Origin of the sequence: Streptomyces sp. KPB2 (assembly GCF_003950055.1) — a bacterium.
In the GTDB taxonomy this organism is placed as follows: domain Bacteria; phylum Actinomycetota; class Actinomycetes; order Streptomycetales; family Streptomycetaceae; genus Streptomyces; species Streptomyces salinarius.
Map to the genome: position 1 here is coordinate 2,339,089 of NZ_CP034353.1, position 26,120 is coordinate 2,365,208.

26 protein-coding genes and 1 pseudogene are annotated in these 26,120 nt (G+C 72.2%); 3 read left to right on the plus strand and 24 right to left on the minus strand.

All coding sequences use genetic code 11. The annotated features are described in order from the left end of the window. Nucleotides 1-123: 123 nt before the first annotated feature. From pyrH to rpsB, 3 genes are all read right to left on the minus strand, one after another. Nucleotides 124-882, minus strand: a complete 759-nt coding sequence (pyrH, locus tag D1J63_RS09985) for a UMP kinase (protein WP_007444937.1) — start codon at nt 880-882, stop codon at nt 124-126. A gap of 206 nt (nt 883-1,088) precedes the next feature. Further along, nucleotides 1,089-1,925 (minus strand): translation elongation factor Ts, encoded by an 837-nt coding sequence (gene tsf, locus D1J63_RS09990; RefSeq protein WP_102929473.1) that lies wholly within the window; start codon nt 1,923-1,925, stop codon nt 1,089-1,091. A 95-nt stretch (nt 1,926-2,020) separates the two neighbouring features. After that, nucleotides 2,021-2,917 carry a 30S ribosomal protein S2 gene (rpsB, locus tag D1J63_RS09995; RefSeq protein WP_031039588.1) on the minus strand — a complete coding sequence of 299 codons (897 nt, stop codon included), beginning with the start codon at nt 2,915-2,917 and terminating at the stop codon, nt 2,021-2,023. Nucleotides 2,918-3,187: 270 nt separating this feature from the next. On the opposite strand from rpsB, the gene D1J63_RS10000 reads away from it, so the two are divergent. Then, nucleotides 3,188-3,958, plus strand: coding sequence for a M23 family metallopeptidase (locus tag D1J63_RS10000; protein WP_315979016.1), 771 nt, complete (start codon nt 3,188-3,190; stop codon nt 3,956-3,958). Here D1J63_RS10000 and D1J63_RS10005 read toward each other — a convergent pair. From D1J63_RS10005 to D1J63_RS10085, 17 genes and pseudogenes are all read right to left on the minus strand, one after another. Then, nucleotides 3,912-4,469, minus strand: a complete 558-nt coding sequence (locus D1J63_RS10005) for a TetR/AcrR family transcriptional regulator (protein WP_061442315.1) — start codon at nt 4,467-4,469, stop codon at nt 3,912-3,914. The two genes, D1J63_RS10000 and D1J63_RS10005, sit on opposite strands and share 47 nt — an antisense overlap. Before the next feature lie 127 nt (nt 4,470-4,596). Next, nucleotides 4,597-5,439 (minus strand): RNA polymerase sigma factor WhiG, encoded by an 843-nt coding sequence (gene whiG / locus D1J63_RS10010; RefSeq protein WP_061442316.1) that lies wholly within the window; start codon nt 5,437-5,439, stop codon nt 4,597-4,599. 279 nt (nt 5,440-5,718) lie between these two features. Beyond that, nucleotides 5,719-6,849: a DNA-processing protein DprA gene (gene dprA / locus D1J63_RS10015; protein WP_125635354.1), complete on the minus strand. Its 1,131-nt coding sequence runs from the start codon at nt 6,847-6,849 to the stop codon at nt 5,719-5,721. Between the two features lie 620 nt (nt 6,850-7,469). After that, nucleotides 7,470-9,101, minus strand: coding sequence for a YifB family Mg chelatase-like AAA ATPase (locus tag D1J63_RS10020; RefSeq protein ID WP_125628630.1), 1,632 nt, complete (start codon nt 9,099-9,101; stop codon nt 7,470-7,472). Beyond that, complete coding sequence (locus D1J63_RS10025) at nt 9,101-9,463, minus strand: YraN family protein (RefSeq protein ID WP_164712779.1); 363 nt, start codon at nt 9,461-9,463, stop codon at nt 9,101-9,103. Before D1J63_RS10025 ends, D1J63_RS10020 begins: the two co-directional genes overlap by 1 nt. Before the next feature lie 88 nt (nt 9,464-9,551). Continuing rightward, nucleotides 9,552-9,860, minus strand: coding sequence for a DUF2469 domain-containing protein (locus tag D1J63_RS10030; protein WP_003965949.1), 309 nt, complete (start codon nt 9,858-9,860; stop codon nt 9,552-9,554). Nucleotides 9,861-9,916: 56 nt separating this feature from the next. After that, nucleotides 9,917-10,447: an NUDIX hydrolase gene (locus D1J63_RS10035; RefSeq protein WP_125628632.1), complete on the minus strand. Its 531-nt coding sequence runs from the start codon at nt 10,445-10,447 to the stop codon at nt 9,917-9,919. Beyond that, nucleotides 10,437-11,213 carry a signal peptidase I gene (gene lepB / locus D1J63_RS10040; protein ID WP_125628633.1) on the minus strand — a complete coding sequence of 259 codons (777 nt, stop codon included), beginning with the start codon at nt 11,211-11,213 and terminating at the stop codon, nt 10,437-10,439. Before lepB (D1J63_RS10040) ends, D1J63_RS10035 begins: the two co-directional genes overlap by 11 nt. 104 nt (nt 11,214-11,317) lie before the next feature. Further along, nucleotides 11,318-12,334: a signal peptidase I gene (gene lepB / locus D1J63_RS10045; protein ID WP_241235541.1), complete on the minus strand. Its 1,017-nt coding sequence runs from the start codon at nt 12,332-12,334 to the stop codon at nt 11,318-11,320. Next, nucleotides 12,228-13,307 (minus strand): annotated as a pseudogene (gene lepB, locus D1J63_RS10050) (signal peptidase I); the annotation flags it as partial. The gene lepB (D1J63_RS10045) and the pseudogene lepB (D1J63_RS10050), both read right to left, overlap by 107 nt. Then, on the minus strand, nt 13,300-14,097 hold the full coding sequence (gene lepB, locus D1J63_RS10055; RefSeq protein ID WP_176153599.1) for a signal peptidase I: 798 nt from the start codon (nt 14,095-14,097) through the stop codon (nt 13,300-13,302). The pseudogene lepB (D1J63_RS10050) and the gene lepB (D1J63_RS10055), both read right to left, overlap by 8 nt. A gap of 45 nt (nt 14,098-14,142) precedes the next feature. Then, complete coding sequence (rplS, locus tag D1J63_RS10060) at nt 14,143-14,493, minus strand: 50S ribosomal protein L19 (protein WP_007444857.1); 351 nt, start codon at nt 14,491-14,493, stop codon at nt 14,143-14,145. A gap of 136 nt (nt 14,494-14,629) precedes the next feature. Next, on the minus strand, nt 14,630-15,463 hold the full coding sequence (gene trmD / locus D1J63_RS10065) for a tRNA (guanosine(37)-N1)-methyltransferase TrmD (protein ID WP_125628636.1): 834 nt from the start codon (nt 15,461-15,463) through the stop codon (nt 14,630-14,632). Continuing rightward, on the minus strand, nt 15,463-16,044 hold the full coding sequence (gene rimM, locus D1J63_RS10070) for a ribosome maturation factor RimM (RefSeq protein ID WP_102930709.1): 582 nt from the start codon (nt 16,042-16,044) through the stop codon (nt 15,463-15,465). The genes trmD and rimM overlap by 1 nt, the downstream gene beginning before the upstream one ends. A gap of 113 nt (nt 16,045-16,157) precedes the next feature. Next, nucleotides 16,158-16,397, minus strand: coding sequence for an RNA-binding protein (locus D1J63_RS10075; protein WP_003973401.1), 240 nt, complete (start codon nt 16,395-16,397; stop codon nt 16,158-16,160). A gap of 2 nt (nt 16,398-16,399) precedes the next feature. After that, entirely contained in the window at nt 16,400-16,819 is a 420-nt protein-coding gene (rpsP, locus tag D1J63_RS10080) for a 30S ribosomal protein S16 (RefSeq protein ID WP_125628637.1), read from the minus strand. Nucleotides 16,820-17,078: 259 nt separating this feature from the next. Beyond that, the gene (locus tag D1J63_RS10085) at nt 17,079-17,675 is read right to left on the minus strand and encodes a hypothetical protein (RefSeq protein ID WP_030188620.1); all 597 of its coding nucleotides are present in this window, start codon (nt 17,673-17,675) and stop codon (nt 17,079-17,081) included. Between the two features lie 671 nt (nt 17,676-18,346). Between D1J63_RS10085 and D1J63_RS10090 the strand changes: the two genes are divergently transcribed. Together D1J63_RS10090 and D1J63_RS10095 are read left to right on the plus strand one after the other, a co-directional pair. Further along, the gene (locus D1J63_RS10090) at nt 18,347-19,252 is read left to right on the plus strand and encodes an SAM-dependent methyltransferase (protein WP_125628638.1); all 906 of its coding nucleotides are present in this window, start codon (nt 18,347-18,349) and stop codon (nt 19,250-19,252) included. A 182-nt stretch (nt 19,253-19,434) separates the two neighbouring features. After that, nucleotides 19,435-20,037 carry a hypothetical protein gene (locus tag D1J63_RS10095; RefSeq protein WP_125628639.1) on the plus strand — a complete coding sequence of 201 codons (603 nt, stop codon included), beginning with the start codon at nt 19,435-19,437 and terminating at the stop codon, nt 20,035-20,037. Between the two features lie 60 nt (nt 20,038-20,097). Here D1J63_RS10095 and ffh read toward each other — a convergent pair whose 3' ends face one another. The 4 genes from ffh to D1J63_RS10115 all read right to left on the minus strand — a co-directional run bounded on the left by ffh (nt 20,098) and on the right by D1J63_RS10115 (nt 26,056). Further along, nucleotides 20,098-21,648 (minus strand): signal recognition particle protein, encoded by a 1,551-nt coding sequence (gene ffh, locus D1J63_RS10100; RefSeq protein WP_125628640.1) that lies wholly within the window; start codon nt 21,646-21,648, stop codon nt 20,098-20,100. Nucleotides 21,649-21,810: 162 nt separating this feature from the next. Next, entirely contained in the window at nt 21,811-24,348 is a 2,538-nt protein-coding gene (locus tag D1J63_RS10105) for a [protein-PII] uridylyltransferase (protein ID WP_164712781.1), read from the minus strand. 26 nt (nt 24,349-24,374) lie between these two features. Then, on the minus strand, nt 24,375-24,713 hold the full coding sequence (locus tag D1J63_RS10110; RefSeq protein ID WP_003973409.1) for a P-II family nitrogen regulator: 339 nt from the start codon (nt 24,711-24,713) through the stop codon (nt 24,375-24,377). Continuing rightward, complete coding sequence (locus tag D1J63_RS10115; RefSeq protein WP_125628641.1) at nt 24,710-26,056, minus strand: ammonium transporter; 1,347 nt, start codon at nt 26,054-26,056, stop codon at nt 24,710-24,712. Before D1J63_RS10115 ends, D1J63_RS10110 begins: the two co-directional genes overlap by 4 nt. Nucleotides 26,057-26,120 lie beyond the last annotated feature (64 nt).

A 26,120-nucleotide genomic window follows, 5' to 3' on the forward strand; every position in this document is an offset into this window, starting at 1 on the left:
CCGGCTGCGTCGCGTTCTTCCTGCACGGTTCCCGACCGGCGGGACATTGTCCATCCCCCGGCCCGGTCCCGTCCCGTCCGTCCCCCGGACAGGTGGCGTCCGCGGACGGGGGGTGTTCTCCGGTCAGTCCCGGCTGCCCTGGTCACCCACAAGCGTGCCGATCTTCTCACCCTTGACGGCGCGGGCGATATTGCCCTCCTTCAACAGCTCGAAGACCACGATGGGGAGGCTGTTGTCGCGGCAGAGGGTGACGGCCGTGGCGTCGGCGACCTTCAGGTCGCGGGTGATGACCTCGCCGTAGCCGAGCGCGTCGAACTTCACGGCGTCCGGGTTGGTCTTCGGGTCGGAGTCGTAGACCCCGTCCACGCCGTTCTTGCCCATGAGCAGGGCCTCGGCGTCGATCTCGAGGGCGCGCTGCGCGGCGGTGGTGTCGGTGGAGAAGTAGGGCATGCCCATACCGGCACCGAAGATGACCACGCGCCCCTTCTCCAGATGACGCACGGCGCGCAGCGGGATGTAGGGCTCGGCGACCTGGCCCATCGTGATGGCGGTCTGCACACGGCAGTCGACGCCCTCCTTCTCCAGGAAGTCCTGGAGGGCCAGGCAGTTCATCACGGTGCCGAGCATGCCCATGTAGTCGGAGCGGGCGCGGTCCATGCCGCGCACCTGCAGCTCGGCGCCGCGGAAGAAGTTGCCGCCGCCGATGACGATCGCGATCTGCGCGCCGTCCCGGACGACGGCCGCGATCTCGCGGGCGATGGCATGCACCACGTCGGGGTCGACGCCCAGGCCCCCACCGCCGGAGAAGGCCTCTCCGGACAGCTTCAGCATGAAGCGGCCGCGTACTTTGCCGTCGTCGCTCTTCTCGGCCTTGGTGGTCATGGAGATCTCGCCTCTTTTACGTGGGTCACACACACGAAGAAGGCCACTGCCGGCGGGGGCGGGTTTCGCATCCCATACGCGGCAATGGCCTCCTCGTCAGATCTGCTGTCGTCCGCCGCCACGCGCGCGTACGCAACCGCATACGCGAACGGCGCCGACGACTGCTGTCGACCCTACCGGGGTCGTACGTCCGTCGCGGTACGGACTCAGATGCCGACCTTGATGCGCGAGAAGCGCTTCAGGCTGACACCGGCCTCTTCCAGCACCTTCTGGACGGACTTCTTGTTGTCCAGGGCGTAGGGCTGGCCGAGCAGGGTGGCGTCCTTGAAGAAGCCGTTGAGGCGACCCTCGACGATCTTCGGCAGGGCGGCCTCGGGCTTGCCCTCGGCGCGGGTGGTCTCCTCGGCGACGCGGCGCTCGGTCTCGACGACCTCGGCCGGCACGTCCTCCTTGGAGAGGTACTTCGGCGCGAAGGCGGCGATGTGCTGGGCGACACCCTTGGCGATCTCGGCGTTGGGCTTGTCCAGCTCGACGAGGACACCGATCTGCGGGGGCAGGTCGGGCATCGTGCGGTGCATGTACGCGGTCACGTAGCCGCCGGAGAACTGCGCGAAGCGGTCCAGGACGATCTTCTCGCCGAGGTTGGCGTTGGCCTCGTCGACGTACGCCTGGACGGTCTTGCCGGCCTCGATCTCGGAGGCGAGCAGGGCCTCGAGGTCGGCCGGGGCGACCTTGGCGACGTGCTCGGCGATGGTCTTGGCGACCGTCTGGAACTTCTCGCCCTTGGCGACGAAGTCCGTCTCGCACTTCAGCTCGACGATGACACCCGAGGTGTTGTCGTCGGCGATGATCGAGACGACGGCGCCGTTCTCGGCAGAGCGGCCCTCGCGCTTGGCGACGCCCTTCTGGCCCTTGATGCGGAGCGCCTCGACGGCCTTCTCGACGTTGCCCTCGGCCTCGTCCAGCGCCTTCTTGCAGTCCATCATGCCGGCGCCGGTGAGCTCGCGGAGCTTCTTGACGTCGGCGGCGGTGTAGTTCGCCATGATTCCGGAATCTCTCTCGAAGTCTGAAGATCTACGGGCCGGACGGCGGGGGCTTCGTGGGCCCCCGCCGTCCGGCACCCGAAGGTGGTGAGGGGTCAGGCCTGCTCGGCGTCCGCGGCCGGAGCCTCGGCGGCGGGCGCCTCGGCAGCCGGGGCGGCCTCGGCAGCCGGGGCCTCGGCGGGCTTCTCGGCGGCCTCGGCGTCGTCCTTCTTCTCGGCCTTCTCGCCCTCGAGCAGGTCGCGCTCCCACTCGGCGAGCGGCTCGCCGGCGGCCTTCTCGCCCTTGGCGCCACCGGCGGCACCGGAGCGGGCGATGAGGCCCTCGGCGACGGCGTCGGCGATCACGCGGGTGAGCAGGGTGACGGAGCGGATCGCGTCGTCGTTGCCCGGGATCTTGTAGTCGACCTCGTCGGGGTCGCAGTTGGTGTCGAGGATGGCGACGACCGGGATGTTGAGCTTCCGGGCCTCGCCGACCGCGATGTGCTCCTTCTTGGTGTCCACGATCCAGACGGCGCTGGGCACCTTGGACATCTCGCGGATACCGCCGAGGGTCTTCTCCAGCTTGGCCTTCTCGCGGGAGAGGACCAGCAGCTCCTTCTTGGTGAGGCCGGAGGCGGCCACGTCCTCGAAGTCGATCTGCTCGAGCTCCTTGAGGCGCTGCAGGCGCTTGTAGACGGTCGAGAAGTTGGTGAGCATGCCGCCCAGCCAGCGCTGGTTGACGTAGGGCATGCCGACGCGGGTGGCCTGCTCGGCGATGGCCTCCTGCGCCTGCTTCTTCGTGCCGACGAACATGACCGTGCCGCCGTGGGCGACGGTCTCCTTGACGAACTCGTAGGCGCGGTCGATGTACGACAGCGACTGGAGCAGGTCGATGATGTAGATGCCGTTGCGCTCCGTGAAGATGAAGCGCTTCATCTTCGGGTTCCAACGACGGGTCTGGTGACCGAAGTGGACGCCGCTTTCCAGCAGCTCCCGCATCGTGACGACGGCCATGGCCGTATCTCCTCGAGTTTCTCGGTTGTGCCGCGTGAGCCGGACGGCTCCCGCGCCTGACGCCCGGATGCGCCTGCCACTAGGGACCGAGGGGCGCTGACACGGACCTGTGCGGGCCTCGTGTCGGGGCGTGCGAAGTCGACCCGGTGACCCGGATCGCCACCAGAAGTGTACGGGACCCGCGGGGTACCGGGTGACGCGGCTGTCCACAAGCGGTACGCGGTCCACAGGGCCGGGCGGGGATCGGCCCCGGTGCGGGACGGTGCACGCATGCGAACGAGGCGATGGGTGCGTGGACGGACCCGGCTGCCGGTGCTGCCGGCCGCGCCGGCCGTCATGTCGGTCATGACCGTCCTGGCCGTAGTGGGCGTGCTGTGCGTACTGGGCGTACTGGCCGCGGGGCCGCCGGGTCGGACTCCGAGGGCGGCGGGGGCGGTGGCGGTCGCGGCCGCCGTGTCGGGCCGTGGGGCGGCCGAGGCACCAAGGGGCGCGGCACCGGAGGGCACACGGAGGGTGCCCGATCCGGGGGTACCGGCTGTGGCCCGCAACTGGCCGGTCGGTGTCCGGCCCGCGGTCCTGCGGGGCTGGGAGCCCCCGGCGACCCCCTACGGACCGGGCCACCGCGGCGTGGACCTCGCCGCCGCGGGCGGGACGCCGGTGCGGGCGGTGGCCGCGGGGCGGGTGTCGTTCGCGGGGCCGGTCGCGGGCCGGGGCGTGGTCTCGCTGGAGCTGGCGGGGACGGGTGATCCGCCCCTGCGGACGACGTACGCGCCGGTCGAGGCGGTGGTGGAGGAGGGCGACGTGGTGGCGGCCGGGGAGGTGCTCGGCTGGGTTCAGCCGGCGGGCTCGCACTGCACGGGCTGCCTGCACTGGGGCCTGCTGCGGGGTGACGTCTACCTGAACCCGCTGTCCCTGCTCCCGCCGTGGCTGCTGGACGCCGGTCCGTCGAGGCTGCTGCCCGTGCTGGGGGTGCCGTTGCCCGGCCGCGCGGAGGTCAGCCCCGTACGCCCCGCAGCGCCATGGAGACGGCCGCCTCCGTGATCGCCGCCGGCTCCTCGGCCGCGCCCAGCTCGATCCGCCGTACGGCCGCGTCCACGACGCCCTGGAGGAGCATCGCCGCCAGTCGCGGCTGGTCGTGCCCCAGCTCGCCGAGCGCCTCGACGATCATCGCGATCAGCCCGCCGTGCGCGGCCCTGATCTTCTCCCGCGCGCCGGCGTCCAGCTCGCTCGCGGAGATGGCCACGACGGCCCGGTGCCGCCGGTCCCCGACCAGGTCGAGCTGGGTGCGCACATACGCCTCGACCTTGGCCTCGGGAGCCGTCTCGCGCTCCATGGCCGCCTCGACCTCCGCGGCCCAGACGGGGAAGTCGACGGCGCACAGTTCCTCGACGACGGCCGCCCGCGACCGGAAGTACTCGTAGACGGACGACCGGGCGAGACCCGTGCGTTCGGCGAGGGCGGGGAAGGTCAGCGCCTCCGTCCCGCCGTCGGACAACAGGGAGCGTGCCGCGTCCAGCAGGGCGGCACGCTGCATCGACCGGTGCTCGGCCACGGAGGCCGCTCGAATCCTTGGCACGTCACCACTTTACGGACGCGGCCCCCCGGACGGGAGTCACGCGTCGGCCGGACGCGTACCGACGGGCGGGCCGGCCGGGGCGTTCTCGTGCCGTAGGCCCAGGTCAGCGGCCGAAACCGGCAAGCTTGGCGCGCAGTTGCAACACCGACTTGGTGTGAATCTGGCTGACCCTGCTCTCGGTCACGCCCAGCACGTTCCCGATCTCGGCGAGCGTGAGGCCCTCGTAGTAGTACAGCGTGACGACCGTCTTCTCCCGCTCCGGCAGCGTGTTGATCGCGCGGGCCAGGAGCCGTCGCAGCTCCCGGTCCTCGGCGACCTCCACCGGATTGTCGGCGGCGGTGTCCTCCAGCGTGTCCATCAGACTCAGCCGGTCGCCGCCCTCGCCACCCGCGTGCAGCAGCTCCTCCAGGGCCACCACGTTGGCCAGCGAGAGCTGGCTGAAGACCGCGTGGAGGTCCTCCACGGCGATCCCCATCTCCACGGCGACCTCGCTCTCCGACGGGGTGCGGCGCAGCCGTGCCTCCAGGGTCGCGTACGCGCGTTCCACATTGCGCGCCTTCTGCCGCACCGACCGCGGGATCCAGTCCAGCGCACGCAGTTCGTCGATCATCGCGCCCCGGATCCGGGTGATCGCGTACGTCTCGAACTTGATCTCGCGGTCGACGTCGAACTTCTCGATGGCGTCGATCAGCCCGAACACTCCGGAGGAGACGAAGTCGGCCTGCTCGACATTGGGCGGCAGTCCCACACTGACCCGGCCCGCCACGTACTTCACGAGGGGCGAGTAGTGCAGGATCAGCTGTTCCCGCAGCCGCTCGTCGCCGGTCGCCTTGTACGACCGCCACAGCTCGTCGAGCGTCGAGGGGGCGGACGGTCGCACGCTGCCACCGTCGCGGGCGGCTGGGGGGATCGCCGCCCGGTCGGACCCGGAGGTGTGCTGGGGCATTCGTCGCCTAGTGCCGTTCTGCCGTGATGTCGTGCGCTTGAGGCCGCCGCTCTGCTTTCTGGTGGTCACCTGCTGTCGGCCGTCTGCGTGGGGGCATCGTGAGCGTAGCGTGACTGAGCTGTCGCGGTGTGCGAAGGAGCGGGTGGTGACCCTACGCAGATACGTTCCGCTGACGCTCTACCGGGGGGATCGCCATCGCTCTGAGTGATCACTCGAATACCCCAACTGCCGGAATCCCCACGGGCGTCGGGCTTCCCCCGGACGGCCGAACACGGTGCGTCAGCACGGGTTGCGACCGCCGCGAATCGAGATCATCGCCTGGCGTGTCAACTTCCAGCCGTCGCCGTGTCGTTCGACGTAACCAAGCGCTCGAAGCTCGTACAGTCTCGCGGTCGCGTCGTCCTCGGTGGTCTGGGCGCTGCGTGCCACCTCGGCCGCCGTCGCCGTTCCCCGTCCGGGAAGCCCGGCCAGTGTGCGGCGGGTCCGGGGCTCCAGGAGATCGGTGGGCAGGACCGGCCCGCGCCGCTCCGGCGGCAGCTCTCCCATGGCGCCGACCAGTTCGACCACCTCGGCGGCGTCGCCGACGAGCACCGCGTCGCCGCGCAGCAACTCGTGCACCCCCGCGGAGAGCGCGCTGGTCGCCGGTCCGGGCACGCCCATCACGTGCCGGCCCAGCCGCCGGGCCGCCCGGGCGGTGACCAGAGAACCGCTGCGGTAGGCGGCCTCGACCACCACGGTGCCCCGGGTGAGCGCGGCGATGACCCGGTTGCGCAGGACGAATCTGCTCGGCGTCGGATGATCGCCCGGTGGCAGCTCCCCGACGACCAGGCCCTGCTCGGCGATCCTGGTGATCAGTGCCGTGTGTCCGGGAGGGTAGGGGCGGTCGACGCCGCAGGCGAGGACCGCCGCGGTGGCGCCGCCGGCGCCGAGGGCGCCCCGGTGTGCGGCGCCGTCGACGCCGTAGGCGCCGCCGGACACCACGACCCAGCCGCGCTCCGCCAGGCCGGCGGCGAGGGTGGCGGCCATGTGGGCGCCGTACTCGGTGCAGGCGCGGGCACCGACGACGGCGACCGACCGAAGCGCCCACATGCGCAGACTGGGCCCGCCGCGCACCCACAGCCCGAGTGGGCGGGCGTCACCGAGGTCGTCGAGCTGCCCCGGCCACTCGGCGGTCCCGGGGATCACGAACCGCGCCCCCGCGGACCGGGCGGCGGCCAGGTCACGCTGCGGGTCGGCCTTGACCGCCCGGGCACACAGGCCGGCCCACCGCTTCTCGCTCGCTCCCGGCAGGGCGCGTCCGCCCTCGCGCAGGCGCCGCACCACTTCCACGACACCGCGCTCCCGCATCCACCGCCCTCCGACCTCGTCCCCGGGCTCGAGAACCCGGGCGAGGAAGACCCGCCCGAGCAGCTCGGCATCCGCCGGCCCGTCGCTCCAGGCCCCGCCCGAGTCCGGACCGCAGCCCGGGCAGGTGCCCGAGTCCGGAGCACCTGGCCCGCCGACGGCGCGGACCCCGGCAGCGACTCCCCGTACGTCCCGGCCACCTCCTCCCGCCGGGCCCTCCTCCCCGACCGGGCTGCCCTTCCCGACCGCGCCGCCGTCTCCACCCGCGCCTTCCCCACCGGCCGCGAGGCCCGGCCCGGCCTTCCCGTCCCTTCCCGCCGAGCCGCGGTGCCCGACAGTGCTCTCCCTCCCTGCCGCGAGATCCGGCCCGGCCGGGCCGGGCCTCACCACGACGACGCGCTTCCCGCCCGCGAGGTCCGGCCCGTCCGAGCCGTCCCCTGCGGCCGAGCCGTACTCTCCAACCTCGCAGCCCGCTCCGGTCGGCCCGTGCTCCCCCGCCGGGCCGTGCCTTCCAGCTGTGAGGTCCGGCCCGGCCGCGGCGCCAACGTCCGACGTGTCGCCGCCCGGTGGGGCAACGCGCCGTGCCTCGTCCCACTCCTGCGCGTGCCCTGCGGGCGGAACGCCGCCGAGAGACGCGGCGTCGTCGGCGAACAGGGCGTCGTTCTGCGGGGGCACCGTGTCCTCGCTCATGTCAGTGCTCCCAGGGCCATCGGGACGCCGCGCGGCACCCCGGTGCGCAGTTGCAGGGCCAGGGCGACGTCCCTCGGTCCGGGGCGGTCGTGACCGACGAGGTCCGCGACGGTCCAGGCGACGCGCAGGACGCGGTCGAGTCCGCGGGCGGTCAGGACACCGCGTTCCAGACTGCGCTCCGCCTCGTCCAGCGCACCGGGCGCGGCGCGCCAGCGGCTGCGCAGCTCCCTGCCGGGCACCTCGCTGTTCGACCGCCACGGGGTGCCCGCGAGGCGGGTGGCCGCCCGCTCCCGGGCCGCGCGCACCCGGTCGGCGACCGTCGCGGTGGCGTCGCCCCGGGGGCCGTTGCCCGCCAGCTGGCTGCGTGTGACCCGGTCCACCTCGACCCGCAGGTCGACGCGGTCGAGCAGTGGCCCCGACAGCCTGGCCTGGTAGCGGCGGATCGCCGAGGGCGGGCACTCGCACAACTCGTCGGTCTGCGAGAACCGCCCGCAGGGGCAGGGATTGGCGGCGAGCACCATCAGGAACCGCGCCGGGAAGCGCACCACCCCCGCGCTGCGCGCGATGACGACGTGCCCGGCCTCCAGCGGCTGACGCAACGCGTCCAGCGCGTGGCTGCTGAACTCCGGCGTCTCGTCCAGGAACAGGACCCCTCGGTGTGCCAGCGACACGGCTCCCGGCCGTGCGATGCCCGGGCCGCCGCCGACGAGGGCCTGCATCGTGGCGGAGTGGTGGGGAGCGCAGTAGGGGGCCACGTCGATCAGCGGCTTGCCCGGCGGCAGCAGCCCCGCCACGGAGTGCACGGCGGTGACCTCGAGGGACTCCGCACGGCACAGCCGGGGCAGGATGGCGGGCAGCCGTTCGGCGAGCATGGTCTTGCCGGCGCCGGGCGGGCCTTCCAGGAACAGATGGTGGCGGCCGGCCGCGGCGACCTCCACCGCCGTGCGCGCCGACTCCTGTCCGACGACGTCGGCGAGGTCGTGGCCGTGGTCGTGCTGGGCCGCTCCCATGCTGCGCATTCCGGTGGCCGCGCCGGTGCCGGGCATGCGCAGACCGGCCAGGAGCGGGTCGGGACGGCCCTGCTGGGCCTGCTCCTGGTCCTCCTCCGGCACGGGTTCGTCGGCGAGGACGGCGATCAGCTGGCGCAGGCTGCGCACGCCGAGCACCGACACCCCCGGGACGAGGGACGCCTCGGCCGCGGCGCACTCCGGCACGACCACCTGTTCGTAGCCGGCCTCGGCCGCGGCCAGGACCGCCGGCAGGATGCCGCGCACCGGTCGCACCCGGCCGTCCAGTCCCAGCTCTCCGATCATCACGATGTCGGCGAGCACCCGCGGGTCGATCCGCTCCGCGGCGCCCAGGACGCTCGCGGCGACGGCGAGGTCGAAGCCGCTGCCGCTCTTGGGCACCGAGGCCGGGCTGAGTCCCACGGTCAGCTTCTTCTGCGGCCATTCCGCACCCGAGTTGACCACGGCCGCCCGCACCCGGTCCCGGCTCTCCGTGAGGCTCTTGTCCGGCAGTCCCACCAGCGTGAAGGCGGCCACGCCCGGCTCCAGGTCGGCCTGGACCTCCACCACCACGCCCTCGACGCCGACGAGCGCCACCGAGCACGTACGCGCGAACCCCATCACGCCACCCCCCGGGCGTGCTCGACCACGGGGGCGCCGCGCTGCGGGAGGAGGACGCCGACCAGGTCGATGCGCACGCCGCCGGGCGCGGCCCCTCCGTGGGTCTGGATCCAGCGCTCCGCGAGCCGCCGCAGCCGCTCCGCCTTGTCCGGGGTCACGGCGGCCATCGGGTGCTCGAAGGAGCCGCCCCTGCGCGTCTTGACCTCGCAGACGACCAGGACGTCTCCGTCCCGGGCCACGATGTCGATCTCGCCGGTCCTGCCGCAGCGCCAGTTGCGCTCCAGCACGGTCATTCCGGCCCCGGTCAGCCGGCGGGCGGCGAGCGTCTCGCCGTACCTGCCCATCGCACCTCGTGCGTTCATGTCGGCACCACCTCCGGCGCCAACCATCACGCAGACGGGCGAATCCCGTCACTCACGGTGAAATACTCACCGGTTGTGGAAAACTCCGTCACCCGCCCGGGAGCTCCAGGTCGCTCTTGTTCAACTCCTCGATGTTCACGTCCTTGAACGTCAACACTCGCACCTGCTTGACGAACCGAGCGGGCCGGTACATGTCCCACACCCAGGCATCAGCCATGGAGACCTCGAAGAACACCTCGCCCTGGACCGAGTGCACCTGCATCTCGTAGTCGTTGGTGAGGTAAAAACGCCGCTCGGTCTCGATCACATATTTGAACAGACCGACGACATCGCGGTACTCCCGGTAGAGCTTGAGCTCCATCTCGGTCTCGTACTTCTCGAGGTCCTCGGCGCTCATGGCATGTTCCCCTTCAGCCGTGCGGTCCCCCCATTGTGCGCCAGTCCCGTGCGCCCCTAGACGATTTCGGTGTCCAGGGTCACCGGGCCGGCCGGGGGACCTTCGTCGAGCAGCGTGCGCAGCAGCTCGGCGAGTCTGGTCGGATACACCGTCTCATGTGCCCGGGTCAGTTCCTCACACGTCCACCAGCGCGCTCCGGCGACGCTGCGCCGCTCCAGTTCGGTGAGGCCGGGGCCGACCGCCTCGGCGGCGGTCCGGGCGGCGCGGGCCAGGTAGTACCACTCGTCCTGGTCCCAGCGGCGACCCGCGAAGGGGAAGGAACACCTGCGCCGCCACAGCACCGGGCCGAGTTCGACGTCGGTGATGCCGGTCTCCTCCCGAAGCTCGCGCCGGGCGGCCTCGGCACGGGTCTCGTCGCCCTCCACACCTCCGCCGGGCGTGAACCACCAGTCGTCGGCGGGGTCGTCCGGTTCGTGCCCGTGCAGAAGCAGGATGCGGTCGTCTGGGTCGAGCAGCACGACCCGGGCGACCCGGCGCAGTCCGCCCTCGTAGGTGTCCGGTGCCGCCGGGGTCTCCTCAGCGGGCACCGGTGGGCTCCGCTCCCCTTCGGGCGCGGGAGGCCCCGGCCCGCTTGGCGAGCGGACCGTAGGCCGCGCCGCCCAGGATCAGCACCGCCCCGGCGATCACCAGCACAACGACCGTCCGCAGCGGGCCCGGCGAGGACAGGTCGCCCAGCGTCTCGAAGCCGGTCGGCCGCTCCAGCATGCCGTTCATCGGCCAGGCCACGGCGTCCACGCGGGCGTCCACGGCGCCGCGCGACACGGTGCCGCGGGCCGCGTCGGTGAGGTGGGCGGTGGAGTCCACGGAGTTGTCGCGCTCGTCGCCGAGGAGGAACAGGCGGCCCTCCGGGACCTTCACCGTCTGGAAGTCGCTGATCTCGGCCGGGGTGCCGGCGGGCAGGTACGGCTCGTCGATCACCTTGCCGTTGACCTTCAGCCTGCCCTTCTGACAGCAGGAGACGGTGTCCCCGCCGACGGCGACGACCCGCTTGACCATGGGCGCGTTGGCCCAGGACGCGTCGTTGAACACGACGACGTCGCCGCGGCGGACGTCGGCGCCGTCGATGCGCTGCGCCAGCACCCGGTCACCGGCGTCGATGGTCGGCGTCATGGAGCTGGTCGGCACGGTGTAGGGCCGGTAGACCACCGCGCCCCAGCCGAACCCGCCGAGGAACAGCACCAGACCCAGCGCCACGGCGATGCCGGACAGCCGCTGCCCGGTCCGGCCGCCCGCCGGACGCCTGTTCGCCGCGCCGCCGCGCGGGACCGTACGTGTCGTGCTCTCGCCACCCATGGAGCCGCACCTTACCCGGCGGTACGCCAACGGGGCAGCCCCCTCCCGGCGACCGGAAGACGGCCGGAAGGGGGCTGTTCGAACCTCAGCGGGCTGCGGTGGGCTCAGCGGGTCTCGACCGGGGCGGTGCGGCGACGGCGCCACCAGACGAAGGGGGCCACGCCGGCCAGGGCCAGGCCCTGGGGAGCGACCGACAGCGCGGCGGCGGCCGAGGACTGGGCCTGGGACTGCAGGCCGTCCTGGCCGAAGGTGTCCGGGACCGGCAGGGTGCTCCAGCGGTCCATCGGCCAGGCGACCACGATGGCGCGGCCGACGACCTCGTCCACCGGGACCATGCCGCCGTTCTTGTCCGACTGGTTGTAGCGCGAGTCCCGGGAGTTCTGCCGGTGGTCGCCCATGACCCAGATTTTGCCCTCGGGCACCGTGACCTTGAACCGGCCGCCCTGGTCGTCGTCCGAGCACGGCGTGTTGCCCGGGTAGACGTACGGCTCGTTCAGCGCCTTGCCGTTGACCTTGAGCGGGCCGGTCTTGTTGCACTCGACCGTGTCGCCGGCGACGCCGATGACGCGCTTGATCAGGTCCTTCTCCTCCGCGGACGGCATCAGGCCGATCCAGCTGAGGACGGTCTGGAGCGCGTTCGGGTCGGGCGTCGGCTCGCCCGCCAGCCAGTCGGCCGGGTCGTGGAAGACGACGACCTCACCGCGCTCGGGTTCGGATCCGAACCAGGGGGTCAGCTTGTCGACCAGGACCCGGTCACCGATCTGCAGGGTGTTCTCCATCGAGGAGGACGGGATCGAGAACGCCTGCACCAGGAACGTCTTGATCAGCAGGGCGAGCACCAGCGCGATGCCGATCAGGATCGGCAGCTCCTTCCAGAAGGAGCGCTGCTTCTTGGCCGCGGGAGGTGTCGCGGGCGGCGTCCCGCCGACCCCCTCCTCCTCGGTCCCGCCGTTGTGCCCGTCCTGGCCGCTCTGTCCGTTCGTCACCCTGCCGTCCTCGGTTCCGGAGCCGTACCCGGAGTCCGGGGCGCCGACCGCCGCCGGGCCGGCCGTCTCCTCGGGGCGTCCGCGGTTCTCCTCGCCGTCGTGTCCGGACCGTGCGCCAACCGCCACATCCCCCACGCCAACTCCTCACTCTCTGCCGCCGCCTGCCCCGGATACGGCGCAGGCCCACCACTCCCATAACGAGCGGGAGTTCCGCAGGGGTCGGGAGTTCCACCATCGCGTTCGGATCGTAGGGGGCAACCCTATGCGACAGCCCGGGAGCGGCGGTCGAACCGGAGGCCGAGTCGGACACGGCAGCGTACGTTTTCGGTTCGTCCAGGGTGGTCCAGTGGCCGAACGGCCATGCGATCACCATGGCCCGGCCCACCACCTCGTCCTGGGACACCGTGCCGAAGTCGGTCTCCTGGTGGACGCGGGAGTCGGCGGAGTTGGACCGGTGGTCGCCCATCACCCACAGCCGCCCCTCGGGGACGGTGACGTCGAACGGCGTCCGGGACGGCACATCCCCGGGGTACAGGTAGTCCTCGTTCAGGGGAACGCCGTTGACGGTGACGCGGCCCTGTTTGTCGCAGCACTTGACGTGGTCCCCGCCCACGCCGACGACCCGTTTGATGAGGTCCTTCTCGTCGTCGGACGGCAGCAGCCCGATGAAGGCGAGGCCTTCCTTGACCTGCTTGACGACGACGGGGTCGTCCTTCTTGGTGGTCTGCTCGCCCTGGAGCCAGCCGCCGGGGTCCCGGAAGACGACGACGTCCCCGCGCTGCGGCTCGGAGCCGAACCAGGGGGTGAGCTTGTCGACCAGGACCCGGTCGCCGATCCGGATGGTCTGCTCCATGGAGCCCGACGGGATCACGAAGGCCTGGACGAGGAAGGTCTTCAGTACCAACGCTATGAGGACGGCGACGCCGACGAGGAGCGGGATCTCCTTGACGGCGCCGCGTCTGCGCCGCCGTTTGACCTTGCGCTGGAGCTTGCGGCGCTCGGCGCGCGAGCGGCCGCCGGACGGCGCCGTGGTGCGCCTGGAACCGGTGGGCAGCAGGTTCTCCGTGGGGCTGCTGGGCGCTCCCCGCGGCTTGCCCCGGCTACCCATCGGCGTCCTTGGCGCGCGCCGCACCAGCACCGACACCAGCACCAGCCGCGGACCCTGCCCCGGCCCCGGAAGCCTCCCCGCCGCCTGTCTCCGCGTCCGGCACGCGCGCGTAGGCGTCGGGACGGTCGAGGTGGGTGGCGTGGCCGAAGGGCCAGACGATCCAGTCGGCGCGGCCGATCACCTCGTCCAGGGGGACCATCCCGCCGCCCGGGGAGCCCAGGTGGTCGCGGGAGTCGCTGGAGTCGGCCCGGTGGTCGCCGAGCACGAAGAGGGTGCCGTCGGGGACGACCACGTCGAAGGGGACCGTGGACGGACGGTCGCCGGGGTAGAGGAAGGCCGACTCGTCGACCGACTGGCCGTTCACCCGGATCCTCCCCTCCTCGTCGCAGCACACCACGTGGTCCCCGCCCACACCGACAACGCGTTTGATGTAGTCGCCGTGCCCGAAGAGCCCGGTGCCGTCGAAGACGACGATGTCGCCCCGCTGCGGGCGGCCATCGAAACGGTACGCCAACTTGTTTACGAGAACGCGGTCACCGATCCTCAATCCACGTTCCATCGATCCGCTCGGGATCTGGAACGGCTGCAGCACGAAGGTGCTGAGCAGCAGCAGGAACAGCAGGAGGACCAGCAGGGTCACGGTGATCCGGCCGCCCGGCACCCAGTCGGTGATCCGTCCCGCGAACGCGGAACGCGACCGGTCCTCCGGGCCTTCCGGATCCGAGGGCTGCTCGGAGTCGGAGGGGCGGGAGGAGCGGTCGCGCTCCGTGTGCTGTGCTTCGGTGTCCATCGGGGCCAGATGCTATCCGGCCCCGGCACGGACCTCGGAGGGCGCTCAGCTCTCGCGCTTCTCCTTGATCTTCGCGGCCTTGCCGCGCAGCTCGCGCAGGTAGTACAGCTTGGCGCGGCGGACGTCACCCTTGGTGACGAGCTCGATCTTCTCGACGATCGGGGTGTGCACCGGGAAGGTGCGCTCGACGCCGACGGAGAAGGAGACCTTGCGGACCGTGAAGGTCTCGCGCACGCCGGCGCCCTGACGGCGGATGACGACGCCCTTGAACTGCTGCACACGGGAGCGGTTGCCCTCGATGACGCGCACGTGGACGTTGACGGTGTCGCCGGGGCGGAAGGCCGGGACGTCGCTGCGCAGCGACGCGGCGTCGACGGAGTCGAGCAGGTGAGACATTTCGTCTGCTTTCTTCGCCGATGCCACAGGTCATCGACGGAAACTAGGTGTTTCGGAATCAGGGTCGTGCGGGTCGGGACGGGCGTCGTCTCCCCCTGTGGCAGGGGCGCGCTCCGGACGGACGCACAACAGCGGCCTATTCTTCCATGCCCGGGGTCCTGCGCCAAAATCGGCCGTAGGGTTCCCCGTCCGGATCCGGCTGCCAGCCCAGGATGGAGAGCATCTCGCGGTCCTTCTTGTCGAAGGCGGCGGGCTCGCACCGCTCGATCAGGTCGGGCCGGTTGGCCGTGGTGCGGCGCAGGGCCTCGTCGCGGCGCCAACGGGCGATCTTCCCGTGGTGGCCGCTGAGCAGCACGTCCGGGATACCGCGCCCGCGCCACTGCGGCGGCTTGGTGTGAACGGGCCCCTCCAGCAGGTTGGCCATGGCGCCGGGGGCGAAGGAGTCGTCCCGGTGGGACTCGGCGTTGCCGAGCACGCCGGGCAGCAGCCGGGCCACGGCCTCGGTGACGACGAGTACGGCGGCCTCGCCGCCGGCCAGGACGTAGTCGCCGATGGACACCTCGTACACGGGCATCCGGGTCGCGTACTCGTCGACGACCCGGCGGTCGATGCCCTCGTAGCGGGCGGGGGTGAAGATCAGCCAGGGCCGCTCGGAGAGGTGGACGGCGAGTTCCTGGGTGAAGGGCCGGCCGCTGGGCGTGGGCACGATCAGCGCCGGTTCGCCGGAGCCGCTCTCGTAGCCGTCGGCCAGGACGGCGTCCAGTGCGTCGCCCCACGGCTCGGTCTTCATGACCATGCCGGGGCCGCCGCCGTAGGGGGTGTCGTCGACCGTGTTGTGGCGGTCGTACGTCCACTCGCGCAGGTCGTGCACGTGGACGCCGAGCTGCCCACGCGCGCGTGCCTTGCCGACGAGGGAGACGTTCAGCGGCTCCAGGTACTCGGGGAAGATCGTGACGACGTCGAGCCGCATTACGCCTCGTCCCCGGCGTCCTCGGCAGCGCCGTCCTCGGCAGCGGCGTCCCGCGCGGAGGCGATCTCGGCCCGGTCGTCGATCAGGCCGGGCGGCGGGTCGATGACCGCCCGCTGTTCGTCGAGGTCGATGTCGGTGACGATCTCGGAGACGAACGGCACGTAGACCTCGCTGCCGTCGGGGCGCTCCACCACGAACAGGTCCTGCGTGGGCAGGTGGGAGATCTCGGTGATGCGGCCGACCTCGGTGCCGTCGGCGGTCACCACGTCGAGGTCGATCAGCTGGTGGTCGTAGTACTCGTCCTCGTCCTCGGGCCGCTCGTCCGGGTCGACGTCGGCGATCAGGAGGGTGTTGCGCAGCGCCTCGGCGCCGGTGCGGTCGTGGACGCCGGCGAAGCGCAGCAGGAGGCGGCCGCTGTGCACCCGGCCGGTCTCGATGGTGAGCGGTCCGGCGGAGGCAGGGTCGGTGGCCAGTACGGCACCGGGCCCGAGCCTCAGCTCCGGCTCGTCCGTGCGGACCTCGACGGTCACCTCGCCCTTGATCCCGTGGGCGCGGCCGATGCGCGCGACTACCAGCTGCACTGTGCTTGATCTCCTGTCGGAACTGCGACGAGCCCGCACGACGGGCTCATACGACTGCGGGCCGGGGACGGCCCAGTGGCCTTCCCCGGCCCGAGCCGGTGCTGCGATTGGCGTCAGCGGACGTGGTCCACGTCGACGAGGTCGACGCGGACACCGCGACCGCCGATGGCGCCCACGACGGTACGCAGGGCGCGTGCGGTGCGGCCGTTGCGGCCGATCACCTTGCCGAGGTCGTCGGGGTGGACCCGGACCTCGAGCACCCGTCCGCGGCGCAGGTTGCGCGAGGCGACCTGCACATCGTCAGGGTTGTCGACGATGCCCTTCACGAGGTGCTCGAGAGCCTCCTCGAGCATGCTCAGGCCTCGGACGCGGAGGAGTCGGCGGCGGCCTCGTCCTTCTTGTCGGCCTTCTTCTTCTGGGTGATCGCCTCACCCTTGCCCTCGTCCTCGCCACCGATCGCCTCGAAGGACGGGCGGGCCGCCTTCTCGGCCGGCTGCAGCAGCGGAGCCGGGGCGGGCTCGCCCTTGAACTTCTGCCAGTCGCCGGTCTTCTTCAGGATGGCGAGCACGGGCTCGGTCGGCTGCGCGCCGACACCGAGCCAGTACGCCACACGCTCGGCGTCGACCTCCATCACCGACGGGTTGTACGTCGGGTGGTACTTGCCGATCTCCTCGATGGCCCGGCCGTCACGGCGGGTACGGGAGTCGGCGACGACGATGCGGTAGTGAGGCGAACGGATCTTGCCCAGACGCTTCAGCTTGATCTTGACTGCCACGGGAGTGGGTTCTCCTGGTTTTGACGTGGGTGGGCACGGCGAGAGAGCCGCGTGGGGTTGCGGTACCCGAGTGCCCGATGGACGCGTCAGCCGGAGGAGAGAGGGGTCCTGTGCGACTGTCGAGTACAGCTAGCCATTGTGCCACACGCGGCCGGGCCCGCCGGACCGAGGGCACCGGATCCGCCACGCGGGCGGACCACTCGGCTCCGGACGGCGACGGGCCCCGGCCCCGGTCCGGCTGCCACGAGCAGCCGGACCGTCAGCTCACTCCCGCACCGACCACCTCCGGGATGCGGAACGGCTTGCCGCAGCCGCCGCACATGATCGGGGCCTGGGCCAGCACCGACGGGACGACGCGCACGTTGCGCCCGCAGTCGCAGACGGCCTTCACGCGCACCCCTCCCCCGGAGGAGCCGTGGCGGGCGGCCGGACCGCGGAAGCTGCGGGCCGTGTCGGTCGCGGTGGCGGCGGTGTGGGCCTTCAGCGCGCGCTGGAGGCGTTCGATCGTCGGGCGGTAGCGGCGCTTCGCCTCGGGGGTGAGCGTGACCAGCGAGAAGCCACTGCTGGGATGCGGCTCCTCGGGGTGGTCCAGGCCCAGCTCCTCGGCGATCGCGAGGAATCGACGGTTGTGGTAGCGCCCCGCGCGGGAGGTGTCGCGTACTCCGCGCGCGGCGGCGATGCCGTGGACTGCCTCGTGAAGCAGTCGCTCGAAGGAGAGCTCGTGCCCGCAGGCGGACGACGACTCTCCGATCAGGGACTCGGGCGCGGCAAGATCGGGCAGCTCGGTGTGGTGCCGCTGAATGTCGGCCCACGCCTGCGCCAGCTCTGCGGCGAGAACAGGTGGTGTCGTGCTCACGTAATGACAACGAGCCGGGGTGCCGCTGTGTTCCTATTCCGGGGCATCCCAAATAATTTGCACGTACCAGTCAGTTGCCGCTGATGCGTCCCGACGAGGGCGGGTGCGCTGATCTGCGGAGAAGCCGCACAGCTCGTACCAAGCTGGTGCGTAGTCCGACGTACGCGCCGGCGTGTAGCAGCCGTCCACGCGCCGGAGTGCGGGCGACCCGCGCGGGCGCAAGGGGCGTTTCGGCCGCTGTCGCGCCGGAGGAGCGCCGTCCGAGTGGGCGCGTCGGCGGAAGCGACGTTACCCGGTGCCCCGCCCGCGTGCGGCACCGCCCCGCCTCCCGGCGCGTCCGGGCCCCGCGCGGTGGCCGCCGGACCGGCCGACCTTGGCCGGAACCGCCCCCTCGGCGCCGCGGCCACCCACGGTCATCGCCGGGCGAAACGATCCGGCCATCCGGCCAAGGGCACCGGACGGGGCTACCCCGGGTACCACGCGGCCAGGCCCACATTGCCGGGAAGTGAAATCTCGCCAGGGTGCCGGGGATCGGGCAAACCGGGCCCCGCTACCACTGGACGCCACGGCGAGCCCGGAGTTACCTGGCATACGGGGGGAGTGCGAGCGCACTGCACGGGGGCCATGGAATCGGGCACGGCGGCAACACTCGGCGATTGGGGCGCTTTCCTATGACACCTACGCTCGTGCGGCAGCACTCGTCTCACGCGGGGGCGGCACCTCACGTGGACCCGCGTGCACGCGCGCGTGACTGGTCCGAGATACAGGAGCGGATGCTCGTACCGCTCTACGAGGCCGTCTACGAGCGACTGGACGTGGGCGGCGACACGCGCATGCTGGGCTTGGGCTGCGGTTCCGGTCTCGCGCTGCTGATGGCGGCCGCGCGCGGCGCCGCGGTGACCGGGGTCGACTCCCGCTCCCCGGAACTCCTGGCCCTGGCCCGCCGACGCCTGGCGACCGGGGTGCCCGAGGAACCGGAGGCGTACGAGGGGCCGCGGACCCCCGGAACGGGCGGCACGCGCGCGCGTGCCGGCGCACCGAGGATCATCGACGGCCCACCCGAGAACGCGGCGGACCCGACGGCACCGGCGTTCACCCTGGTGACCGCCTTCGAGCCCACCGGGTGCCTTGCCGGCGACGCGGAAGGGCTCGGCGCACTGCTCGCCCGGGCGACGCCGCTCGCCGCGCGGGGCGCGGCCGTGGTGCTGGCCGGCTGGGGGCCGCCCGAGCGGTGCGCCACGACGTCGGTGCTGCGGGTGGCCGCCAAGCTCTCCGACCCGCTGCGCGCTGCCGGCAGCTGGCGCCCCGCCCTGCGTGACGACCTGGAGGAGGTCGCCCAGCGGGCCGGGCTCCGGCCGGACGGCTCGGGACGAGTGGCGTGCCCGTTCGGCTACGCCGACACCGGCAGCGCGGTGCGGGGGCTGCTGTCCACCGGGCTGTTCGACGCGGCGGTCGAGGCGACCGACCCGGAACAGGTGGACAAGGAGCTGACGGAGGCCCTCCATCCCCACCAGCGGCCGGACGGGACCGTGTGGATGCCGAACGTGTTCCGCTACCTGATCGCCCGGGTGCCTTGACGGCCGCTTCCGATCGGATGTGCGCGGTACGCGATCGGTTCGTGACGCACTTCTTCCGGTGCGGGTGTGAATGGTGTGAAGAAGCCGGGCCGGGGCTTCCGCGGTTTCCCCTGGTGGATCTTGGGCCTCTACGCTGATCCACCGTTCGGGGGAACAGACACATCTGCATACAGGAGCCTGTAGTGCCGCACCGCAAGACCGCACTGCGCCTCGCCGCGCCGGTCACCGTCCTCGCCCTGGCCCTCACCGCCTGCGGGGGCGGCGACGACACCGACGCCGACGCGAAGAGCCCGGCGACCACCGAGGCCTCGCCGTCGCCGTCCCAGCCCGCGTCGGGCGGCGACATGGCGACGGGCGAGAGCGCGACGGGGAAGGTCGCGGAGGACCCCGGCGAGGTCACGTACGAGGTCCTGGCCCAGAAGGTCGACGTCGGCACCGAGGCGGAGGCCGCGAAGGCGGTGGCGGACGCCGCGGACGCCAAGGGCAAGGTGCTGGCCACCGCGCACATCAAGTACACGCACAAGAGCGGCCCCGCGCTGACCGAGGGCTCCGACGTGCACGACGGCGCCACGGTCTTCGCCGACGGACAGCGCGGCGGCGTCCTCATCGGCGCCTCCGAGGACGCGCCGGGCTGCGAGGACCCGTACGACGTCGAGAGCTGGAAGCAGGGCGAGAGCCACGTCTTCTGCGAGACCTACGTGATTCCCGCGGGCGCCGCCAGCGTAGAGGTGCACTGGTCCGAGGAGGACGGCGAGCCCTACGTCTGGAAGTTCCCGCAGAAGTAACCCGTCGGGGCGGCCCCTCGATCGAAGGGCCGCCCCGGTGGTGCGGTACGAGAAGGGCCGTCAGCCCATGAACTTCTTGAACTCGTCGGGCAGCTCGAAGTCCTGACCGCCCTGCTGCGGCAGCCCGAGGGCACCGCCGCCCTGCGCGGCGGCGGCCCGGCGGGCGGCCTCCTCCTGCTCCTGCTGCTTGCGCTTCATCGGGTTTCCGGAGCGCTGCTTGCCCTTGGCCTTCTTCTGCTGCTTCTTCTGCCGGCCGGGCCCGCCGCCCATGCCGGGCATCCCCGGCATCCCGGGCATGCCGCCGCCCTGGGCCATGCGGGACATCATCTTGCGGGCCTCGAAGAACCGCTCGACGAGTGATTTGACGGCGCTGACCTCGACGCCGGAACCCTTGGCGATACGGGCGCGGCGCGAGCCGTTGATGATCGTCGGCTCCTGACGCTCGGCCGGGGTCATCGACTTGATGATGGCGGCCGTGCGGTCGACGTCGCGCTCGTCGAGGTTGTTGATCTGGTCCTTCATCTGGCCCATGCCGGGAAGCATCCCGAGCAGCTTCGAGATGCTGCCCATCTTCCGGACCTGCTCCATCTGGGCCAGGAAGTCGTCCAGGGTGAAGTCCTGGCCCTTCTTGGACGCCAGCTTGGAGGCCATCTTCTCGGCCTCTTCCTGGCTGAACGTCTTCTCCGCCTGCTCGATCAGGGTGAGCAGGTCACCCATGTCGAGGATGCGGGAGGCCATCCGGTCCGGGTGGAAGGCGTCGAAGTCCTCGAGCTTCTCGCCGTTCGAGGCGAACATGATCGGCTTGCCGGTCACCGAGGCGATCGACAGGGCCGCACCACCGCGGGCGTCGCCGTCGAGCTTGGAGAGCACGACGCCGTCGAAGCCGACGCCGTCGCGGAAGGCCTCGGCGGTGTTGACCGCGTCCTGACCGATCATCGCGTCGACGACGAAGAGGATCTCGTCCGGCGACACCGCGTCACGGATGTCCGCGGCCTGCTGCATCAGCTCCTGGTCGATGCCCAGGCGGCCGGCGGTGTCGACGATGACCAGGTCGTGGACCTTGGTCCTGGCGAACTCGATGGAGTCCTTGGCGACCTTGACCGGGTCGCCCACGCCGTTGCCCGGCTCGGGGGCGTAGACCGCGACACCGGCGCGCTCGGCGACGACGCTCAGCTGGTTGACGGCGTTGGGGCGCTGAAGGTCACAGGCGACCAGGAGCGGCGAGTGGCCCTGCTCCTTGAGCCAGCGGCCGAGCTTGCCCGCGAGGGTGGTCTTACCGGCACCCTGCAGACCCGCCAGCATGATCACGGTCGGCGGCTGCTTGGCGAAGCGCAGCCGGCGGGTCTCGCCGCCGAGGATGCCGACCAGCTCCTCGTTGACGATCTTGAGGACCTGCTGGGCGGGGTTGAGCGCCTTGGAGACCTCGGCGCCCAGGGAACGCTCCTTGACCTTCTTGATGAAGGCGCGCACGACGGGCAGTGCCACGTCGGCCTCGAGGAGCGCGATGCGGATCTCGCGGGCCGTGGCGTCGATGTCCGCCTCGGTCAGCCGTCCTTTGCCCCGGAGGGATTTGAAGGTGGCTGACAGGCGGTCGGAGAGAGTATCGAACACGGCGGCGTAGGTCCTCGCGTCGGCGTTGGTGTGGGTCGCCCTCCAGGGTATCCGGCCCGGCAAGCAAATCGTCCCTGCCCGCGGCAGAGAGCGGACGAGGACCGACGCCCCGCGGGTACGGAACGTCGGCTCGCGGGTACGGGGCAGGGCGTCGGCTCGCGGTCACCCCCGCAGCGACTCCTCCACCTCCCGCGCGACGGAGGCCGCCTCCTCCCCCGGCAACGGCACCCCCTCGCCCCGCGTCACATAGAACGCGTCCACCGCGTTCGCCCCCAGCGTCGACACGTGCGCGCTCCGCACCCGCACCCCGGCCGCCTCCAGTGCGCGCCCCAGCCGGAACAGCAGCCCCGGCGCGTCCTGGGCGCGGACCTCGATCACCGTGGCCAACCGGGAGGCGGCCGGGGCGACGGTCACGCGGGGCGGGGGCGGCTCCACGCCCCGGCGCCGGGGATGGGCGGCGTCCCGTTCGGCCAGGCGTCCGGCGATGTCCAGCGTGCCGTCCAGGGCCCTGACCAGGTCTGCACGGAGCCGGGCGGCCTGGGGCAGGGAGCCGTACTGGGCGGCGACCCGCCAGTCGAGGAGCAGGACGGAGCCGTCGACACCGTCCGGCAGCGGAAGGGACCGCAGCTCCGCCGTGCGGACGGTCAGGCGGTGCAGGGCCAGGACGCCGGCCACCGCGGGGAGCACCCCCGCCTGGTCGGGTACGGCGATCAGCAGCTCCACGCCGAGCGGCTCGGAAACGGTGCCGGCCGGATCGACCGCCCCGGGATCGCCCGGTCCGCGCCCGGACGCGTCCGCCGGACCGGATGGATCGGACAGATCGGACGGTTGGGCCGGATCGGCCGGCGGCTCGGTCTGGGCGCGCAGCGCCAGGACCGGACCGCCGGTGCGGAAGGCCTCGACCGCGAGCCGCTCGTGCTCGGCGGTGGGCGCGGCGGCCTCGGCCTCGGCCGCCGGCTCCCCGGCCAGCACCCCGGCGACCCGTTTCACGAGGTCGGCGACGAGGGACCCGCGCCAGGACGACCAGGCGGCCGGCCCGGTGGCCAGTGCGTCCGCCTCGGTCAGGGCGTGCAGCAGTTCCAGCGTGCGCTCCGTGCCGACCGCGGCGGCGACGGAGCGCACGGTGGCCGGGTCGTCGAGGTCGCGCCGGGTTGCGGTCTCCACGAGCAGGAGGTGGTGGCGTACGAGGGTGGCGAGGACGGCCGCGTCCGCGCGGTCGAAGCCGATGCGGGCGGCGACGTCCCGGGCGATGGTCTCGCCGGCCACGGAGTGGTCGCCGGGCCAGCCCTTGCCGATGTCGTGCAGCAGCGCGGCGACCAGGAGCAGGTCGGGGCGGTGCACCCGGCGGGTGAACCCGGCGGCGCGGACGGCCGTCTCGATCAGGTGCCGGTCGACGGTCCACAGGTGCACGGCGTTGCGCTGCGGACGGCAGCGGACCCGCTCCCAGTCGGGCAGCAGCCGCGTGACCAGGCCCTCGGCCTCCAGCGCCTCCCAGACCTGCACCGTGGGGCGCCCCGAACCGAGCAGGGTCACCAGTTGCTCACGCGCCTCGGCGGGCCAGGGCGTGGGCAGGGGACGCGCGGTGGCCGCCAGGCGCCGTACGGCGTGCAGGGAGAGCGGGAGGCCGGCCTGCGCGGCGGCGGCCGCGGCGCGCAGCGGGAGTACGGGATCGCGCTCGGGGCGCGCGGTGCGGGCGAGCACCACCTCGCCGTCCTGCTCCACGACGCCCTCGGCGAGCGGGGAGCGTTCGGCGGCCGGTTTTCCGCCGTTCCTTCCGCTCATCATGGCGCGCAGCCTCGGCCGTACCGACCGCGAGCGCAGCACGCGCCCCACTTCGCGCCAGGTGACGTCGCCCGCGTAGGAGATGACGCGGGCCGCCTCGTACACCTGCCGCAGCAGGGCGTCGCCGTCCAGCAGGCCCAGGGCGGCCGCCACCTCGTCCTGTTCCTGCAGGGCCAGCCGGTCGGTGGCCCGGCCCGTCGCCAGGTGGAGGGCGTCGCGCACGTCGAGCAGCCGGCGCCGGGCGTCGGCGAGGCCCTCGCGCGGGGCGTCGGCGAGCCAGGACGCGGCGACGGCGCGCAGGGCGGTGGCGTCGCGCAGGCCGCCCCTGGCCTCCTTGAGATCGGGTTCCAGGAGGAAGCGCAGCTCGCCCTGGCGTTCGGCGCGCTCGGCGCACAGGTCCCGGAGTTCGGGGAGGCGTTTGGGGGCCTGGTTGCGCCAGTCGGCGAGGACGGCGGTGCGCAGGGCGGAGGTCAGGCCGAGATCTCCGGCGAGGTGGCGGGCGTCCAGGAGTCCGAGCTGGACCTTCAGGTCCTCGCCCGCGGTCTTGCGGGCCTGCTGCGGGGTGCGTACGGAGTGGTCGAGGTCGAGGCCCAGGTCCCAGACCGGGTACCAGAGGCGGTCGGCGAGTGCGGCGACGGCCTTGTCGTCGCGGCCGTCGTGCAGCAGGAGCAGGTCCAGGTCGCTGCGCGGGGACAGCTCGCCGCGCCCGTAGCCGCCGACGGCGACGAGCGAGACGCCCGTGTGTCCGCCGGTGGCGGAGCCGAAGAGGCCCGCCAGCCAGTCGTCCGTCAGTTCGGCCAGCGCCCTGCGGCGCGGCGGCCCGGACCGCGCCCCCTCGGTGAGGAGGCGCAGCCGGGCCGCCGCGTAGCCGCCGGGTTCCGAGCCTTCTGTTTCTTCGGTCACGTCCGTACGCGTCACCCGGCGACTCCTGTTCTTCGGTGGTGTCAGAGCGCGTCGGGTCCGCGCTCGCCGGTCCTGACCCGTACGGCCGTGTCGACCGGGACCGCCCAGACCTTGCCGTCGCCGATCTTGCCGGTGCGGGCCGCCTTGACGACGACGTCGATCAGCTGCTCGGCGTCGTCGTCCTCGACCAGGACCTCGATGCGGATCTTGGGCACCAGGTCGACGGTGTACTCGGCACCCCGGTAGACCTCGGTGTGTCCGCGCTGGCGGCCGTAGCCGCTGGCCTCGGTGACGGTCAGGCCGTGGACCCCGAAGGCCTGGAGGGCCTCCTTGATCTCGTCGAGCCGGTGCGGCTTGACGACGGCGGTGATGAGCTTCATGCGTCCACCTTCTTGCTCGGGGCCGACCCGGCCGTGGAGGCGGCCGGCGTGGCGGTCGTCCGGGCGGCGCCGCCCCCGGCGCCGCTGAAGTCGTATGCGGTCTCGGCGTGCTCGGCCTGGTCGATGCCGGCCACCTCGACGTCCTCCGACACTCGCATGCCGATCGTCCTGTCCAGCAGGAAGGCGAGGACCGCGGAGACGACCAGGGAGTAGGCGAGGACGCCGAAGACGCCCGCGCACTGCTTCCAGAACTGGTCGAGACCGCCGCCGTAGAAGAGGCCCTGGGCGTCGGACTGGCCCTTGCCGCTGGCGAAGAGGCCGACGAGCAGCGAGCCGAGGATGCCGCCGACCATGTGGACGCCGACCACGTCGAGGGAGTCGTCGTAGCCGAACCTGTACTTCAGTCCGACGGCCATGGCGCACACCACGCCGGCGATCAGGCCGACGGCGATCGCGCCGAGCGGGGAGACGGCGCCGCCGGCCGGGGTGATGGCGACCAGGCCGGAGACGGCGCCGGAGGCCGCGCCCAGGGTGGTGAAGGCGCCGTGCCGGATCTTCTCGTAGGCGAGCCAGCCGAGGACGGCGGCGCCGGTGGCGACCTGGGTGTTGACGAACATCAGCGCGCCGACGCCGTCGTCGTTGCCGAGCCACGAACCGGCGTTGAAGCCGAACCAGCCGAACCAGAGCAGTCCGGCGCCGAGCATGACCAGCGGCAGGCTGTGCGGGCGCATCGGGTCCTTCTTGAAGCCGACCCGCTTGCCGATGACGAGGATCACGCCGAGCGCGGCGGCACCGGCGTTGATGTGCACGGCCGTGCCGCCCGCGAAGTCGATCACGCCCAGTTCGAAGGCCCAGCCGCCGGCGCCCCAGACCCAGTGGGCGACGGGGAAGTAGACGATCGTGACCCACAGGGCGATGAACAGCGCCCAGGCCGTGAACTTCACGCGGTCCGCGAGGGCGCCGCTGATCAGGGCCGGGGTGAGGACGGCGAACATCAGCTGGAAGACCAGGAACACGAAGACGGGGATGGTGTAGCCGTCCCACAGCTCGGTCAGGCCGATGTTGCTCAGGCCCACCCAGTCGGAGTTCCAGCCGACGAGGCTGCCGGAGTCGGTGCCGAACGCCATGGAGAAGCCGTAGAGCACCCACAGGACGGTGACGATGCCGAGGCTGATGAAGCTCATCATCAGCATGTTCAGGGTGCTTTTGACACGGACCATGCCTCCGTAGAAGAAGGCCAGGGCGGGCGTCATGAGCATCACCAGGGCGGAGCAGATGAGCATGAAGCCGGTGTTGGCTGCGGAGAGCTCGGTCTCTGCCGCGAGCGTGATGGCTGGAGCCATCGGCGTCTCCTCGTCGTTGGTACGGCCCCGTGCGGGCGAAGCCTGGGCGGGCGGTGAGGGGTGG

What these genes read in the sequence shown, in the direction of transcription:
- pyrH (WP_007444937.1), bottom strand. Translation starts at nt 882, where the DNA reads ATGACCACCAAGGCCGAGAAGAGCGACGACGGCAAAGTACGCGGCCGC.
- tsf (WP_102929473.1), bottom strand. Translation starts at nt 1,925, where the DNA reads ATGGCGAACTACACCGCCGCCGACGTCAAGAAGCTCCGCGAGCTCACC.
- rpsB (WP_031039588.1), bottom strand. Translation starts at nt 2,917, where the DNA reads ATGGCCGTCGTCACGATGCGGGAGCTGCTGGAAAGCGGCGTCCACTTC.
- D1J63_RS10000 (WP_315979016.1), top strand. Translation starts at nt 3,188, where the DNA reads ATGCGAACGAGGCGATGGGTGCGTGGACGGACCCGGCTGCCGGTGCTG.
- whiG (WP_061442316.1), bottom strand. Translation starts at nt 5,439, where the DNA reads ATGCCCCAGCACACCTCCGGGTCCGACCGGGCGGCGATCCCCCCAGCC.
- D1J63_RS10020 (WP_125628630.1), bottom strand. Translation starts at nt 9,101, where the DNA reads ATGGGGTTCGCGCGTACGTGCTCGGTGGCGCTCGTCGGCGTCGAGGGC.
- D1J63_RS10025 (WP_164712779.1), bottom strand. Translation starts at nt 9,463, where the DNA reads ATGAACGCACGAGGTGCGATGGGCAGGTACGGCGAGACGCTCGCCGCC.
- D1J63_RS10030 (WP_003965949.1), bottom strand. Translation starts at nt 9,860, where the DNA reads ATGAGCGCCGAGGACCTCGAGAAGTACGAGACCGAGATGGAGCTCAAG.
- lepB (WP_125628633.1), bottom strand. Translation starts at nt 11,213, where the DNA reads ATGGGTGGCGAGAGCACGACACGTACGGTCCCGCGCGGCGGCGCGGCG.
- lepB (WP_176153599.1), bottom strand. Translation starts at nt 14,097, where the DNA reads ATGGACACCGAAGCACAGCACACGGAGCGCGACCGCTCCTCCCGCCCC.
- rplS (WP_007444857.1), bottom strand. Translation starts at nt 14,493, where the DNA reads ATGTCTCACCTGCTCGACTCCGTCGACGCCGCGTCGCTGCGCAGCGAC.
- trmD (WP_125628636.1), bottom strand. Translation starts at nt 15,463, where the DNA reads ATGCGGCTCGACGTCGTCACGATCTTCCCCGAGTACCTGGAGCCGCTG.
- D1J63_RS10075 (WP_003973401.1), bottom strand. Translation starts at nt 16,397, where the DNA reads ATGCTCGAGGAGGCTCTCGAGCACCTCGTGAAGGGCATCGTCGACAAC.
- D1J63_RS10090 (WP_125628638.1), top strand. Translation starts at nt 18,347, where the DNA reads ATGACACCTACGCTCGTGCGGCAGCACTCGTCTCACGCGGGGGCGGCA.
- D1J63_RS10110 (WP_003973409.1), bottom strand. Translation starts at nt 24,713, where the DNA reads ATGAAGCTCATCACCGCCGTCGTCAAGCCGCACCGGCTCGACGAGATC.
- D1J63_RS10115 (WP_125628641.1), bottom strand. Translation starts at nt 26,056, where the DNA reads ATGGCTCCAGCCATCACGCTCGCGGCAGAGACCGAGCTCTCCGCAGCC.